General features: G+C 44.3%; 12 protein-coding genes. 9 read left to right on the top strand and 3 right to left on the bottom strand.

Annotation, left to right across the window (positions count from 1 at the left end; translation table 11 throughout):
* The 8 genes from ACP45E_RS07295 to ACP45E_RS07260 form a co-directional block, all read left to right on the top strand.
* The coding region (locus ACP45E_RS07295) for a penicillin-binding transpeptidase domain-containing protein (protein ID WP_277815686.1) at positions 1-891 on the top strand (891 nt) is incomplete at its 5' end.
* Positions 888-2,009 (top strand): rod shape-determining protein RodA, encoded by a 1,122-nt coding sequence (gene rodA / locus ACP45E_RS07290; protein WP_017038847.1) that lies wholly within the window; start codon positions 888-890, stop codon positions 2,007-2,009. The genes ACP45E_RS07295 and rodA, both read left to right, overlap by 4 nt.
* Positions 1,987-2,799, top strand: coding sequence for a septal ring lytic transglycosylase RlpA family protein (locus tag ACP45E_RS07285; RefSeq protein WP_017038848.1), 813 nt, complete (start codon positions 1,987-1,989; stop codon positions 2,797-2,799). The genes rodA and ACP45E_RS07285 overlap by 23 nt, the downstream gene beginning before the upstream one ends.
* 95 nt (positions 2,800-2,894) lie before the next feature.
* Positions 2,895-4,073: a serine hydrolase gene (locus tag ACP45E_RS07280; RefSeq protein ID WP_017038849.1), complete on the top strand. Its 1,179-nt coding sequence runs from the start codon at positions 2,895-2,897 to the stop codon at positions 4,071-4,073.
* Positions 4,074-4,202: 129 nt separating this feature from the next.
* Positions 4,203-4,481 carry a DUF493 family protein YbeD gene (gene ybeD / locus ACP45E_RS07275; RefSeq protein ID WP_017034706.1) on the top strand — a complete coding sequence of 93 codons (279 nt, stop codon included), beginning with the start codon at positions 4,203-4,205 and terminating at the stop codon, positions 4,479-4,481.
* A 177-nt stretch (positions 4,482-4,658) separates the two neighbouring features.
* Positions 4,659-5,315 carry a lipoyl(octanoyl) transferase LipB gene (gene lipB / locus ACP45E_RS07270; protein ID WP_017038850.1) on the top strand — a complete coding sequence of 219 codons (657 nt, stop codon included), beginning with the start codon at positions 4,659-4,661 and terminating at the stop codon, positions 5,313-5,315.
* Positions 5,316-5,319: 4 nt separating this feature from the next.
* Positions 5,320-6,285, top strand: a complete 966-nt coding sequence (gene lipA, locus ACP45E_RS07265) for a lipoyl synthase (protein WP_017034708.1) — start codon at positions 5,320-5,322, stop codon at positions 6,283-6,285.
* Between the two features lie 182 nt (positions 6,286-6,467).
* Positions 6,468-6,797, top strand: a complete 330-nt coding sequence (locus ACP45E_RS07260; protein WP_017034709.1) for a hypothetical protein — start codon at positions 6,468-6,470, stop codon at positions 6,795-6,797.
* Positions 6,798-7,023: 226 nt separating this feature from the next.
* Here ACP45E_RS07260 and glyA read toward each other — a convergent pair whose 3' ends face one another.
* Entirely contained in the window at positions 7,024-8,274 is a 1,251-nt protein-coding gene (gene glyA / locus ACP45E_RS07255) for a serine hydroxymethyltransferase (protein WP_017038851.1), read from the bottom strand.
* 347 nt (positions 8,275-8,621) lie between these two features.
* On the opposite strand from glyA, the gene ACP45E_RS07250 reads away from it, so the two are divergent.
* Entirely contained in the window at positions 8,622-9,221 is a 600-nt protein-coding gene (locus ACP45E_RS07250; RefSeq protein WP_017034711.1) for a YitT family protein, read from the top strand.
* A 72-nt stretch (positions 9,222-9,293) separates the two neighbouring features.
* Here ACP45E_RS07250 and vexH read toward each other — a convergent pair whose 3' ends face one another.
* A complete protein-coding gene (gene vexH / locus ACP45E_RS07245) occupies positions 9,294-12,404 on the bottom strand; it encodes a vibriobactin export RND transporter permease subunit VexH (protein WP_017034712.1) in 3,111 nt (1,036 codons plus the stop codon).
* Positions 12,404-13,459 carry an efflux RND transporter periplasmic adaptor subunit gene (locus tag ACP45E_RS07240; RefSeq protein WP_026026751.1) on the bottom strand — a complete coding sequence of 352 codons (1,056 nt, stop codon included), beginning with the start codon at positions 13,457-13,459 and terminating at the stop codon, positions 12,404-12,406. The genes vexH and ACP45E_RS07240 overlap by 1 nt, the downstream gene beginning before the upstream one ends.
* Positions 13,460-13,766 lie beyond the last annotated feature (307 nt).

The following is a 13,766-nucleotide window of genomic DNA, read 5'->3' as shown; positions in this document are numbered from 1 at the left end:
GTCAAACCTTTCATCGCCGTGGCAGCCCTGCAAGAAGGTGTCGTTACAACGAAAACCGTGCGTAATGACCCTGGCTACTGGAAAATACCAAATTCGAAGACTCGCCCTTTTAGAGATTGGCTTCGTTGGGGACACGGAAAGGTCGACATTGTAAAATCTATTGAAGAATCCGTGGATACTTTCTACTACCAAATCGCTTATGATATGGGCATAGATCGCCTATCAAGTTGGATGAGCATGTTTGGTTTTGGCGAATATACCGGTATTGATATTTACGAAGAAAGTAAAGCCAATATGCCCACTAGAGACTGGAAAGTCGCCCGTCATCGCACGCCTTGGTACCAAGGCGATACCATTCCTGTGGGGATAGGCCAGGGCTACTGGACAGCAACGCCGATGCAAATCGCCAAAGCTACCTCTGTCCTCATTAATCATGGCGAAGTCACGGCGCCACATTTACTCCGTTCAACGATTAAAAATGGCGAGAAGTTTGACCTTCAACAGCTGGAGGATTTTGAAACATACCCTCCTATTACCGGGGTTCCTGAACGATACTGGAATGTCGCAACCGAAGGCATGCGTCTGGTTAACCACGGTGTCAAGGGAACGGCGCGACGTGCGTTTAGAGACCTTAAATATGTCAGTGCAGGCAAGTCAGGAACGGCGCAGGTATTTGGCCTTGCAGAAGACCAAGAATATAACGCGGATGAATTAGAAGAGCATCTTCGCGATCATGCCCTGTTTACCGGTTATGCGCCTTTCGATAAGCCCGAGTTCGTCGTTACTGTCGTATTAGAAAATGCAGGCGGAGGCTCCACTCATGGTGGTCCAGTCGTCAGACGAATATTTGATCATGCAATACTTGAAAGACAAGAAGGAACAGAACAATGATCTTTGATCCTTCAACAGGAAACAATCGCGCTTTTTTTCACCGCTTTCATATCGACCTGCCGCTATTACTCGGCATACTTGTCCTGATGGCATTTGGCCTTGTTGTGATGTACAGCGCAAGTGGGCAAAGCTATGGGATGATGGACAGACAAGCAATGCGAATGGCGCTGTCACTAGGCGTTATGGCAATGTTGGCTCAAATCTCCCCTCGAACCTACGAATCACTGGCTCCTTTTTTATTCTTTTGTGGCATAACCTTGTTGCTTGGAGTGCTGTTTTTTGGTGAAGCCTCAAAGGGAGCGCAACGTTGGTTAAACTTAGGGTTTATTCGCTTTCAACCCTCTGAATTACTTAAGCTAGCCGTTCCTTTAATGGTCGCGCGTTACATAGGAAAACGAGCTATACCGCCAAGCTTTAGAACCATTATAATCTCATTGGTGATGGTATTTGTTCCCACGATTCTGATTGCTAAGCAGCCCGATCTAGGCACATCCATTCTCATCGCCGCTTCAGGTATTTTTGTTATATTTCTAGCGGGTATCAGCTGGAAAATCATTTTTGCAGCGATGGCCTGTGTAGGGGCTTTTGCGCCCATATTATGGTTTTATTTAATGCGCGAGTACCAAAAAGTACGCGTTAGAACACTGTTTAATCCTGAGTCCGATCCGCTGGGTGCTGGCTACCACATCATCCAAAGTAAGATAGCAATCGGTTCGGGCGGCATATCCGGTAAAGGTTGGCTGCAAGGCACTCAGTCTCAACTCGAGTTTCTACCCGAGCGACATACTGACTTTATCTTTGCGGTTATCGCAGAAGAATGGGGCATGCTAGGGATTCTCGCTTTGCTGACCATTTATCTGTTCATCATGGGAAGAGGCTTATATCTAGCGAGCCAAGCTCAAACCTCTTTTGGACGAATGATGGCGGGCAGCATTATCTTAAGCTTCTTTGTCTACGTCTTTGTTAACATTGGCATGGTCAGTGGTATTTTGCCCGTTGTTGGCGTTCCTCTACCACTCATTAGCTATGGTGGTACCTCAATGGTCACCTTGATGGCGGGCTTTGGCATATTGATGTCGATACACACTCATAGAAATGCATTCTCAAAGGCAACATAAATTGATCATCCAGAAGCACATTCTCATACTCGCAGTGACCAGTGCAACCTTATTCGGTTGTTCGTCATCTGGCCGCTATAGCCTCGATCAAGACGTCGCGCCCAAAGAACCTATTTCGGTCGATCATATTGAAGATGCGGTACCTCAATATGAACCTTATAGCTTGGGGGGAAACAGTAATTACACCCTCCGTGGCAACAGCTACGTTATCGTTAAAAACGCGAAAGGCTTTACCGAAACGGGCAAAGCCTCTTGGTATGGTAAAAAATTTCACGGTCATTTGACTTCAAATGGTGAAATTTACGACATGTATTCGATGACAGCAGCGCATAAAACTCTGCCGATTCCTAGCTACGTCAAAGTCACTAATCAGGATAACGGAAAATCGACCGTAGTTCGTGTTAATGACCGAGGCCCATTTCATGAGGGTCGCATCATCGATTTAAGCTATGCCGCTGCCATCAAACTGGATGTCGTCAAAACAGGTGTTGCTAATGTGGAAATTGAAGTCATTACGGTTGAACGGCCAGAATCCGCCCATAAACAAAACGCACTACCAAGCTATATTGTGCAAGTCGCTACCTCGAAGCACCAAGATCGCTCTTTAAACCTCTCCAACGATCTCGCGGCAAAATTGTCTGTACCCAGTTATATTGAATCCAATCAATCCCTTCATCGTGTTTTTCTCGGGCCATTTAATGACTATACGTTGACGCAACAGACCCTTGAGCAAGTTAAAGTGCTTGGATACTCTTCAGCCTTCATAAAAAAGCACACAGTCGCCCAGTAATCACTCATCATATTCGGTGCCATAGACGTGGCACTGGTGTGAATAATGGTTTCTGTTAATATACGGACAGTTAAAACAAAAATTTTGTATTCATCATGAAAAAAACATCAGTATTTAATACCATCCTCACATGCTCGATTGCTCTTTCTTCCGTTGCAACTACTCTGGCTAACGCCTCACCAATAGTCGTACCTGACGCGCCCCAAATCGCTGCAAAAGGATTCGTTCTTCTTGATTTTCATTCCGGAAAAGTTCTGGCTGAAAAAGAGATGAATACCAAATTATCCCCAGCAAGCTTAACCAAGATGATGACAAGCTACGTCGTTGGTCAAGAGATAGAGCGTGGTAACCTTTCACTGACCGATGAAGTGACCATCAGTGAAAACGCGTGGGCGAAGAACTTTCCTGACTCATCAAAAATGTTCATCGAAGTCGGTACAACAGTGACCGTTGAAGATCTCAACCGCGGTATTATCGTTCAATCGGGTAATGATGCCTGTGTCGCGATGGCTGAGCATATTGCAGGATCAGAAGACGCCTTTGTCGATTTGATGAATGCTTGGGCAGATACCATTGGCATGACCAACACTCACTTTGCCAATGTACATGGTTTAGACAGCGATAGTCTCTATTCTACCCCGTACGATATGGCGCTTTTAGGATCGGCGCTGATCCGCGACGTACCCGACGAGTACCGTATCTACTCAGAAAAAAAATACACTTACAACGGCATCACACAGTACAACCGTAACGGATTATTGTGGGACAAGAGCATGAATGTTGATGGCATTAAAACCGGCCACACAAGTAATGCAGGTTATAGCTTAGTCAGCTCAGCGACTGAAGGTAAAATGCGTTTGGTGGCGGTCGTAATGGGCACCAAAAACGCCAATGCACGAAAATCTGAAAGCAAAAAACTACTCAGCTATGGTTTTAGATTCTTCGAAACAGTCGCACCTCACAGTGCTGGCGAAACCTTCGTTGAAGAAAAAATCTGGATGGGTGACAAAGATAGTGTTGCTTTAGGCGTGGATGTCGACACTTACGTGACCTTACCTCGTGGCCAAGCCAAGAACCTAACCGCAAGTTTTGTTCTTGAAAGTGAACTAGAAGCACCGATCATGAAAGGTGACGTAGTCGGTAAACTTTTCTACCAACTTGAAGGCGAAGATGTTGCCGAATACCCATTACTCGCTCTAGAAGACGTTCAGCAAGGCGGTCTATTTAGCCGACTTTGGGACTATCTAATGTTACTTTTCAAAGGTTTTTTCTAATCTGACCTTTTTAATTATTTGAAAAGCTGCCTAGTGCAGCTTTTTTCCTTTTGGTACTTAGTTGAGATTCCGCTCAATAGACAGTAATATGCGTCCCCTAAAAACCGATTTAACCTTGGAGTATCTACAATGATGACCATTAATTCAGATGCAAAGCTTAAAGACTTGCTCGAATTCCCGTGTTCATTCACCTTTAAAGTGATGGGCTACGCAAAACCTGAATTACCGGAGTTGGTATTGGAAGTCATTCAACGTCATGCTCCAGGTGACTACAGCCCAGTCGTTAAGCCAAGCGCTAAAGGCACGTATAATTCAGTGTCAATCAACATCACAGCAACCTCAATTGAGCAGGTAGAAACCCTGTATAAAGAGCTCGGCGATATTGATATCGTACGCATGGTCTTATAATAAAGTTTAAACTTTAAAATAATATTGAAAGCAGCCATTGGCTGCTTTTTTGTTTTCAATCAGACACCTATGATATATGAGCATTTTTTCTAGTTAATTTGTGGTTATCAATATGTAGTTCATTCTCATGAATGTGTTTATAATGCGATAACTTTACAAATCACTACGGAAAGCGGAATGCTAAATCAATTAGTCGTCAGACAACTTGGTCGCCAAGATTACCATCCTGTATGGAAAGCGATGCACGAGTTCACCGACAATCGAACCGATGAAAGTAGCGATGAAATTTGGTTAGTTGAGCATAATCCTGTATTTACGCAGGGGCAGGCAGGAAAAGCAGAGCATATTCTCGCTGCGGGTGATATTCCTGTCGTACAAAGTGATCGTGGGGGGCAAGTCACTTATCATGGTCCAGGTCAGTTAGTGGCCTACTTCTTAATTAACCTAAGACGAAAAAAATTAGGCGTTCGAGATCTCGTTACACATATTGAGAATCTCGTCATTAATACTCTGAAAGCTTACAATATCGAAGCTTCAGCCAAGCCCGACGCACCCGGTGTTTATTCCGACAATAAAAAGATCTGTTCCCTTGGATTAAGAATTCGAAAAGGCTGTTCTTTTCATGGTCTAGCACTGAATGTTGATATGGACTTGTCTCCGTTTTTGCGTATCAATCCATGTGGTTATGCAGGAATGGAAATGGTACAGGTTAGCCAGTTAGGTGGACCAAGTCAGCTAGACGTCGTTGAACAGCAATTAATACAAGAACTCGTCGCACTCCTAGACTACGAGCACGTTAAATTTTGCACAAAAGCCCTTAACGAGAAGCAGTAAAATCATGAGCAAACCAATTCAAATGGAAAAAGGCGTCAAATACAGAGACGCTGACAAAATGGCATTGATTCCTGTTAAAAACATGCCAAGCGAAACAAAAGAAGTATTGCGTAAACCAGACTGGATGAAAATAAAGCTGCCATCTGACAGTAAGCGCATCAAAGAGATCAAGTCGGCTCTACGTAAAAATAACCTTAACTCGGTGTGTGAAGAAGCCTCTTGCCCTAACCTTTCAGAGTGTTTCAACCACGGAACGGCAACCTTCATGATTCTAGGTGCTATCTGTACACGCCGCTGCCCATTTTGTGATGTTGGCCACGGCCGACCTCTTGCTCCTGAAGGCGATGAACCGAAGAAGCTGGCACAAACCATTAAAGACATGAAACTTAAGTATGTGGTGATTACCTCTGTCGATAGAGACGACTTGAGAGACGGAGGCGCACAGCACTTTGCCGATTGTAACCGAGAAATCCGCGAGCTTAACCCTAACATTCACATTGAAACATTGGTCCCTGACTTTCGTGGCCGTATGGACATCGCCCTTGAGTTACTCAAAGACAACCCACCGGATGTCTTTAACCATAACCTAGAAACCGCCCCACGCCTGTACCGTAAAGCGCGCCCAGGTGCGAACTACAAGTGGTCGTTAGAACTTCTTAAAAAGTTTAAACAGCAACACCCTAATGTTCCGACAAAATCGGGGGTAATGATGGGGCTTGGGGAAACAAAAGAAGAGATCATTCAAGTTCTTAAGGACTTACGTGAGCACGATGTTACCATGCTCACTCTGGGTCAGTACCTCGCACCAAGCCGTCACCATTTGCCAGTGGAACGCTATGTACCGCCGGCTGAATTTGAAGAGTTGAAAGAAATTGCGTTGGATTTAGGTTTCACTCACGCAGCTTGTGGCCCGTTTGTGCGTTCTTCTTACCATGCCGATATGCAAGCACAGGGCAAAGAAGTTAAGTAACGCCAATATTGATAAAGTCGGTGATATCATCGACTTTACTTTCTGATCTATGGTTAATAATCCATTGTTAATAATAGATGGTGAATAATCCGCTTCTCAATTGAAACTGAACGGTAAAATCGATAGGCTAAAGAAACTAACGGAATGTACTCACCTATCGTTGAGATAGCTAAGGAATAAAAATGAATAGAATGGGATTATTGGCGCTGATGTTCGCAGCCGTTACTGCTGGTTGTGCTAACAACACCAAACAAGACAACTATAGAGAAGCCTCTTTTGAGCTTTGTAACACTGAGGTCGATATTTATTCGGTCAGTGATGATGGTCGTGTAAGAATTGTCTGCTCAGATGGTTCGAAGTTCGCTCTAACATCAGAAGAAACGTTAGAGGTTATGCGTGATATCAATATTGATTACTGTGACGGTGAAGGGTTGGGTAAATTCAACGAAAGCCGAAAATACTACTCATTCCAGTGTAAGTCAGGCACCTTGCTGAGTATTTCGAAAAAGTAAGACGACCTTTTAGACTATAACCGATATTAAAAAGACCAGCCCTTCAACAAGCTGGTCTTTTTGTTTCTAAGTTTCGTTCTACGCAGAAACTAAAAGAGCCCCCAAATTGGAAGCTCTTCATTATTATTTTCAAACTTAACTGATTCTAGTTCTAGGAAAAGGCGCGGAGTTTACGCTAGTAAATGAGCACCTTTAACACCGAAATAGAACAGTTAAGGCAGAAAAATTAAGCGTAAACCGGTAGACGCTTACAGATCTCTAGTACTTTCGCTTTCGTTGCTTCGATAACAGACTCATCACCCATGTTATCTAGGATGTCACACATCCAACCTGCTAGCTCTTTCGCGTCGGCTTCTGAAAAACCGCGACGAGTAATAGAAGGAGAACCGATACGGATACCAGACGTAACAAACGGGCTACGTGGATCGTTTGGTACTGAGTTCTTATTCACAGTGATGTTCGCTGCACCTAGTGCTGCATCGGCTTCTTTACCTGTGATGTCTTTGTCGATTAGGTCAACTAGGAACAGGTGGTTCTCTGTAGAACCAGAAACGATGTTGTAACCGCGAGCTAGGAACTCAGCAACCATTGCTTTTGCGTTAGCCACTACGCGAGCTTGGTATTCTTTGAACTCTGGCTCTAGCGCTTCTTTGAACGCTACTGCTTTACCCGCGATAACGTGCATTAGAGGGCCACCTTGGCCGCCTGGGAATACTGCTGAGTTTAGTTTCTTGTAAAGATCTTCGCCTTCGTTAGAAAGGATAAGACCGCCACGAGGACCCGCAAGCGTTTTGTGCGTTGTCGTCGTTACAACGTGAGCGTGTGGAACTGGGTTCGGGTAAACGCCTGCAGCGATTAGACCAGCAACGTGAGCCATATCGACGAAGAAGTAAGCACCGACTTTGTCAGCGATTTCACGCATACGCTTCCAATCACAAACTTGAGAGTAAGCTGAGAAACCACCGATGATCATCTTAGGCTTGTGCTCGATAGCCAGCGCTTCCATCTCTTCGTAATCGATTTGGCCTGCTTCATCGATACCGTAAGGGATGATGTTGTAAAGCTTACCAGAGAAGTTGACAGGAGAACCGTGAGTGAGGTGACCACCGTGCGCTAGGCTCATACCAAGAACAGTATCACCCGCGTTTAGTAGCGCCATGTAGACAGCGTTATTTGCTTGAGAACCTGAGTGTGGCTGTACGTTTGCGTATTGTGCGCCAAACAGTTCACATGCACGCTCAATTGCCAATGTTTCAACCTTATCAACGAACTCACAGCCACCGTAGTAACGCTTACCAGGGTAACCTTCTGCATATTTGTTCGTTAACTGAGAGCCTTGAGCTTCCATTACACGTGGGCTTGTGTAGTTTTCAGAAGCGATAAGCTCAATATGTTCTTCTTGGCGAACCGTTTCCTCTTGGATCGCTTCAAATAGGTCTGCATCATAATCTGCAATGTTCATGTCACGTGTTAGCATCTGTATCTCCTGACTCAGATTGTACTGAAAGTTTCAAAAAAACCACACAACAACCGTACGCAAACGTTTACGTAGGTCGAATTTATGAAAAGCATTCTACATAATTTGATCTGTATCATAAAGAGCAAAATCACTTTTTATCATGCAGTTTATTCATAATGACTTATAAGCTTTATAATGCTTGTCGTACCTTAATCACCCACAAGCGGCTTACTGTCAAGTTTTCGCTTTACACCCTGTAAAACGATAATTACATAGGTTTACCCTAATTTTATCTCTCTAGCTACCGAAAAGATCATCTTTTCTCTACTATTCGCCCCAATAGTCTCTAGAAGAAAATCAAGTTGATGGAAAAACACTCAAGTAAAGAAGATTGGATTGCAATTTTAACCGGGACTTTCTTAGTCGCTCAAGGGGTATTCTTTCTTCAATCCGCGCATTTGCTCACAGGCGGAACAACGGGATTAGCCCTGCTGTTAAGCCAAATTGTCTCAGTGTCTTTTGGTACTCTGTATTTTCTTATTAACTGCCCATTTTATTTACTTGCCTGGCAGCGATTTGGCAAACGCTTTGCCATAAATAGTGCTATTTCCGGTGCGTTAGTCTCTGTTTTCGCCGATCACTTATACCTAGTGATTACCCTTGATACCGTCAATGACATTTATTGCGCTATCGCTGGCGGATTGTTAATGGGATTGGGAATGCTGATCCTATTTCGACATCGTTCTAGCCTCGGAGGCTTTAACGTTCTATGCTTAGTGATCCAAGATCGATTTGGAATATCAGTGGGAAAAACTCAAATGCTTATTGATGTGGCGATTTTGTTCGCTTCTTTCTTTTTTGTGTCTCCACAGGTTATTGGTTTGTCTTTACTTGGAACCGTCGCGCTCAATGTGGTTCTGGCCATGAATCACAAGCCGACTCGTTATACCGTCACTTACGGCTAGTTATTCCAAGCATAAAAAGGGCTCGCACACTGGCGAGCCCTTTCTGTTTGTAACATTCAATTCAATGTGTCATTAATGCACACTTCTCGTTTTAACATCATGTTGCAGTTCTTTATTTAATTCCGCCTCAACATGGCCTGGAGAGTGCGTCGTAATAGAGATCAATCGATACATAGCAGGAATAACAAACAGGGTCACCAGGGTTGCAAACCCCATACCAAAGAAGATCACCGTACCTACCGCCACTCGGCTTTCATAGCCTGCACCTGTTGACGTTATCAATGGAATGGCACCCGCCAATGTGGTAAATGCCGTCATCATGATGGGTCTTAACCGCCTTGCGGATGCATCGACGATGGCTTGTTGGAACTCGATACCTCGGTCACGCAACTGGTTGGTAAATTCAACGATCAAAATACCATTTTTCGTCACCATACCAATCAACATAATCATACCGATCTGGCTATATATATTCAGACCCTGTCCCATAAAGTACATACCGAGGAACCCACCGAATACCCCCATTGGCACCGTGAACATCACCACTAATGGGTTAATAAAGCTTTCAAATTGAGCGGCTAACACTAGATAGGCCACCAGCAAAGCCAATGCAAAGACAATCAAAATACTCGATTGATTTTCTTTGTAATCTTTCGATTCGCCAGAATAGCTCACCGATATTTCGTTCGGCAGCAGTTCGATCGCTTTTGAATCTAAGAAATCGAGCGCATCGCCCAACGTCGAGTCACCAGCCAAGTTTGCGGTCACGGTAATCGATTTCTGTTTATTGTAGTGAGCAAGACGAATCGATGACGCAACTTCTTCAATGCTTGTCACCGCATCAAGCGTCACTAATTCACCCGACACGGTTCGCATGTAGATTTGACTCAAATCGGAAGCATTGTTGAAGCTGTTTTCATCACCACGAAGGTAAACGTCATACTCTTCGCCTCGTTCAACAAACGTGGTTTCCGTTTTACCGCCCAACATCACTTCAAGCGTATCCGAAATATCCGACACACTGATCCCTAGTTCAGCCGCTCGTTGACGATCAATCGTGACGACAAGCTCCGGCGTTTTCTCTGAATAGTTAATCTCTGCCCCTTCCATTAACGGGGAGTTTTCAGCCTCGACTTTTAATCGCTCGGCCCACTCCATCAATTCAGGGTAATCGGTTCCGCCTAAGACAAACTGCACTGGCTCACTGGATCCCCCTCTAAAACCGGGCATGAATGGGAATACACGTACGTCGGGAATACCTGTAAGTGCTTTCCTAACTTCACCAAGGGCATTTTGAGCGGTAATATCGCGCTCGTTCCAGTCATCCAAAATCATGATAACAAAGCCCGTTTGGTCACCGGCATTACCACCAAACGCTGGGGATTGGATACTGAAAGATTTAAGAAAGCCTTGTCCTAAAAGTGGCAATAATCGTTCTTCCACAATGTCCATGTTGGCTGACATTCGGTTATAACTCGTTGCATCCGCACCGCGCACAAAGGCAAAGATAACACCACGGTCTTCTGATGGAGTGAGCTGTGCCGGAATTTGTTGCATTAAACCGTAACTGCCACCAATACACGCCATGATGACCAGAGGCGCCGCAAACTTCCACTTAAGCGCCAACGTTAATACTCGGCGATAACCGTTCTCTAACTTAGTAAACAATCTATCGATAAAACGGTTGAATCGATTCGGTTTGACATTGGCTTTGAGAATTTTACTGCCTAGAACCGGGGTTAAAGTCAGCGCCACCAACGATGAGAAAATGACAGACATGGCTAATAATACCGAGAACTCGGTAAACAAAAGCCCGACCATTCCATCCATAAAAGAAATGGGTAAGAAGACCATAACAAGCACTAACGTTGTCGCCACAACGGCAAAACCAACCTCTCTGGTTCCTTTGTAAGCCGCTAATAACGGTTTTTCACCTTTCTCGATATGGTGAAAGATGTTTTCCACCACCACGATCGCATCATCCACGACTAGGCCTATCGATAAAATCAACGCCATCAACGTAATCAGGTTAATTGAAAAACCAAAATAATGAGCGGCAATAAATGATGAGATCAACGAAACCGGCACCGTCACTGCGGGAATAAGCGTGGCTCTGGCCTGGCCTATAAATATGTACAGCACCAGAATAACCAACCCACCTGTAATAAAGAGCGTACTGTAAACTTCAGAAATGGAACGCTCAATAAACACGGTCGAGTCATAATCAATAGCAAGACGAGTGCCTTCTGGCAAAAACTGCTGTATATCATCCACTTGCTTATGCACAAGATCAGCGACATCGAGCGGGTTTGCATCCGATTGAGGGATAATACCCATACTCACGTTGACCACCCCATCACTTTTAAACGTGGAACTTTCATTCTGAGCGCCAACATAAACATCGGCGACGTCTTTCAAGTAAATAGGCGTGTTGTCACTGGCACGTTTTACGACGAGATAATCAAAATCTTCAGCAGAGTTGTAGCTTCGAGCAGTCCGGACGGACATAACAATCGAATCATTACGCACTTCTCCACCCGGGCTTTCTAAGTTTTCTTGTTTTAATGCCTGGGTAATATCTGACGTCGTCACGCCACGCCCAGCCATGAGTTCAGGCTTAAGCTTCACATACATGACTTTGTAGAGGCCACCCGACACATCCACTGAACTGACGCCACTGATCAAACTGAAACGGTCTAACAGCACACGTTCGATGTAGTCAGTGAGCTGTGTTCTGTCCATTTCTGAAGAACTAAGGTTGATGTATAAAGAGGCTTCTCCAGAACCATTGTTCTTGAAGACGATAGGATCATCCGCCTCATCCGGCAAAGAACGCTGCGCTCGAGCAACCGCATCGCGAACATCACTCACCCCCGTGTTTAAGTCATAACCTAAATCAAAAGTAATCGTGATCCGCGAACTGCCGTTTCGTGTCGTAGATTCAATTTCATCAATCCCACTGATACCAGAGAGCTGATCTTCAAGAGCGGACGTAATCTGGCTTTCGATAATGGTTGCAGATGCCCCCTCATATCGAGTTGATATGGATACCACAGGGCTTTCAATATCAGGCATCTCACGAACAGCAAGCTTACTAAACGAAACAATACCAAAGACACACAATAGTAAGCTAAGTACAATGGCAGAAACCGGTCGTTTAACCGATACATCGGATAACCACATTAGTTCGTTTCCTTCTGCTTCGCTTTTCCATCAGCGCCCAATTCGGATACCGAGACGCCATCTCTCATATTAACGATGCCCTGAACAACGATTTTCTGGCCTATCTCTAACCCTTTCTCAATCACCACCAAGTTCTCAATACGAGCGCCTAAAATAACTTCTGTTTTTTTAGCGATATTGTCATCGTTCACAACATAAACAAATCGTTTAGTTCCCGAGTATTGCAGTGCTTGAACCGGAATAATCGGCGCTTCAATCTCTGGAAAAGCCATATCGGCCGATACGAGCATGCCCGGTTTCAATTTCATGTCAGTATTATCAAAGTGGATACGCACCCGTAGGTTGAGTGTTTCTTGGTTAATACGGGAATCAATGCCAACCACTTCGCCTTTAAATTGACGTTCACTGCCCCAAGCGCTAGTCGTTGCAACCACGTCCATCCCAATCGATAATCGTGACAAATAGTGCTCTGGTACTTGCAAATCCAATCTCATTAAAGACAAATCATCGAGAGTCAGCAACTCACTCCCTGCGCTCACCAATTCGCCGCGACTGAAGTCAATAAAGCCTACCGTACCTTCAAATGGCGCAGAGATGTGTAAATCGCGTAAATTGGCATTAGCGGCATCTAAACGAGCCTGGGCAATATCAACACTGGTTTTCTGTGCGTCAATTTCCGTTTGCGTGATTGCATTGCGTTTCGCCAAGCGCTCATATTCTGTTAGTTTACGTTTTTCATCCCGCAAATAAGCTTTGGCCTCTGCGACAGATGCAATCGCTTTATCGTCATCGAGTTTGACTAATATTTGATTTTTAGTCACTTTCTGGTTCGCTTTCACGGCGATCGTATCGACCTTTCCCGCGACTTCCGAAGAAATGACCACCGACTGATCGGATTCAATTTTACCAACAAGAGACAAAGATTGAGACACATGGTGAATTTGAACTGACTCAGTGATGACAGATACCGAAGGAGCCGTACGAGGGCCTTTAGCATAAGCCGTTGCAGAAACGAAAATAGACATTATGACGCTGAATATTATTGTATTTTTCATAGTACTTCGCTGAATTTTGTTGACTGGCTGTAGTATATCTATTGATACGCACAGTAACGTCAATGAGTGTAAATTATTTCAATAATATTCGAACTTTCTTTTGTTTATGCTGGCATAGTGGTTCCGGCATTTAGCCTATTTGTATAAAAACCAACGCCTTTGCCCAAAAAGTCAGCATTTGATTCAAAATCACAAGAAAAATCTTTACAGCATGAGCGAGTTTGCTATTATGCGCTCCGCACTTGAGCGATGTGTTGGGAATACATTGTTTAAGCTTACTTTCTAAAGAAGTAAGAAAACACCCCTG

This window comes from Vibrio genomosp. F10 str. 9ZD137, from assembly GCF_049974785.1.
Classification (GTDB): domain Bacteria; phylum Pseudomonadota; class Gammaproteobacteria; order Enterobacterales; family Vibrionaceae; genus Vibrio.
This window is presented reverse-complemented; position numbering and strand designations above follow the sequence as displayed.

What these genes read in the sequence shown, in the direction of transcription:
- lipA (WP_017034708.1), top strand. Translation starts at nt 5,320, where the DNA reads ATGAGCAAACCAATTCAAATGGAAAAAGGCGTCAAATACAGAGACGCT.
- ACP45E_RS07250 (WP_017034711.1), top strand. Translation starts at nt 8,622, where the DNA reads ATGGAAAAACACTCAAGTAAAGAAGATTGGATTGCAATTTTAACCGGG.
- vexH (WP_017034712.1), bottom strand. Translation starts at nt 12,404, where the DNA reads ATGTGGTTATCCGATGTATCGGTTAAACGACCGGTTTCTGCCATTGTA.
- ACP45E_RS07285 (WP_017038848.1), top strand. Translation starts at nt 1,987, where the DNA reads ATGCATTCTCAAAGGCAACATAAATTGATCATCCAGAAGCACATTCTC.
- ACP45E_RS07260 (WP_017034709.1), top strand. Translation starts at nt 6,468, where the DNA reads ATGAATAGAATGGGATTATTGGCGCTGATGTTCGCAGCCGTTACTGCT.
- ACP45E_RS07280 (WP_017038849.1), top strand. Translation starts at nt 2,895, where the DNA reads ATGAAAAAAACATCAGTATTTAATACCATCCTCACATGCTCGATTGCT.
- rodA (WP_017038847.1), top strand. Translation starts at nt 888, where the DNA reads ATGATCTTTGATCCTTCAACAGGAAACAATCGCGCTTTTTTTCACCGC.
- ybeD (WP_017034706.1), top strand. Translation starts at nt 4,203, where the DNA reads ATGATGACCATTAATTCAGATGCAAAGCTTAAAGACTTGCTCGAATTC.
- glyA (WP_017038851.1), bottom strand. Translation starts at nt 8,274, where the DNA reads ATGCTAACACGTGACATGAACATTGCAGATTATGATGCAGACCTATTT.
- ACP45E_RS07240 (WP_026026751.1), bottom strand. Translation starts at nt 13,459, where the DNA reads ATGAAAAATACAATAATATTCAGCGTCATAATGTCTATTTTCGTTTCT.
- lipB (WP_017038850.1), top strand. Translation starts at nt 4,659, where the DNA reads ATGCTAAATCAATTAGTCGTCAGACAACTTGGTCGCCAAGATTACCAT.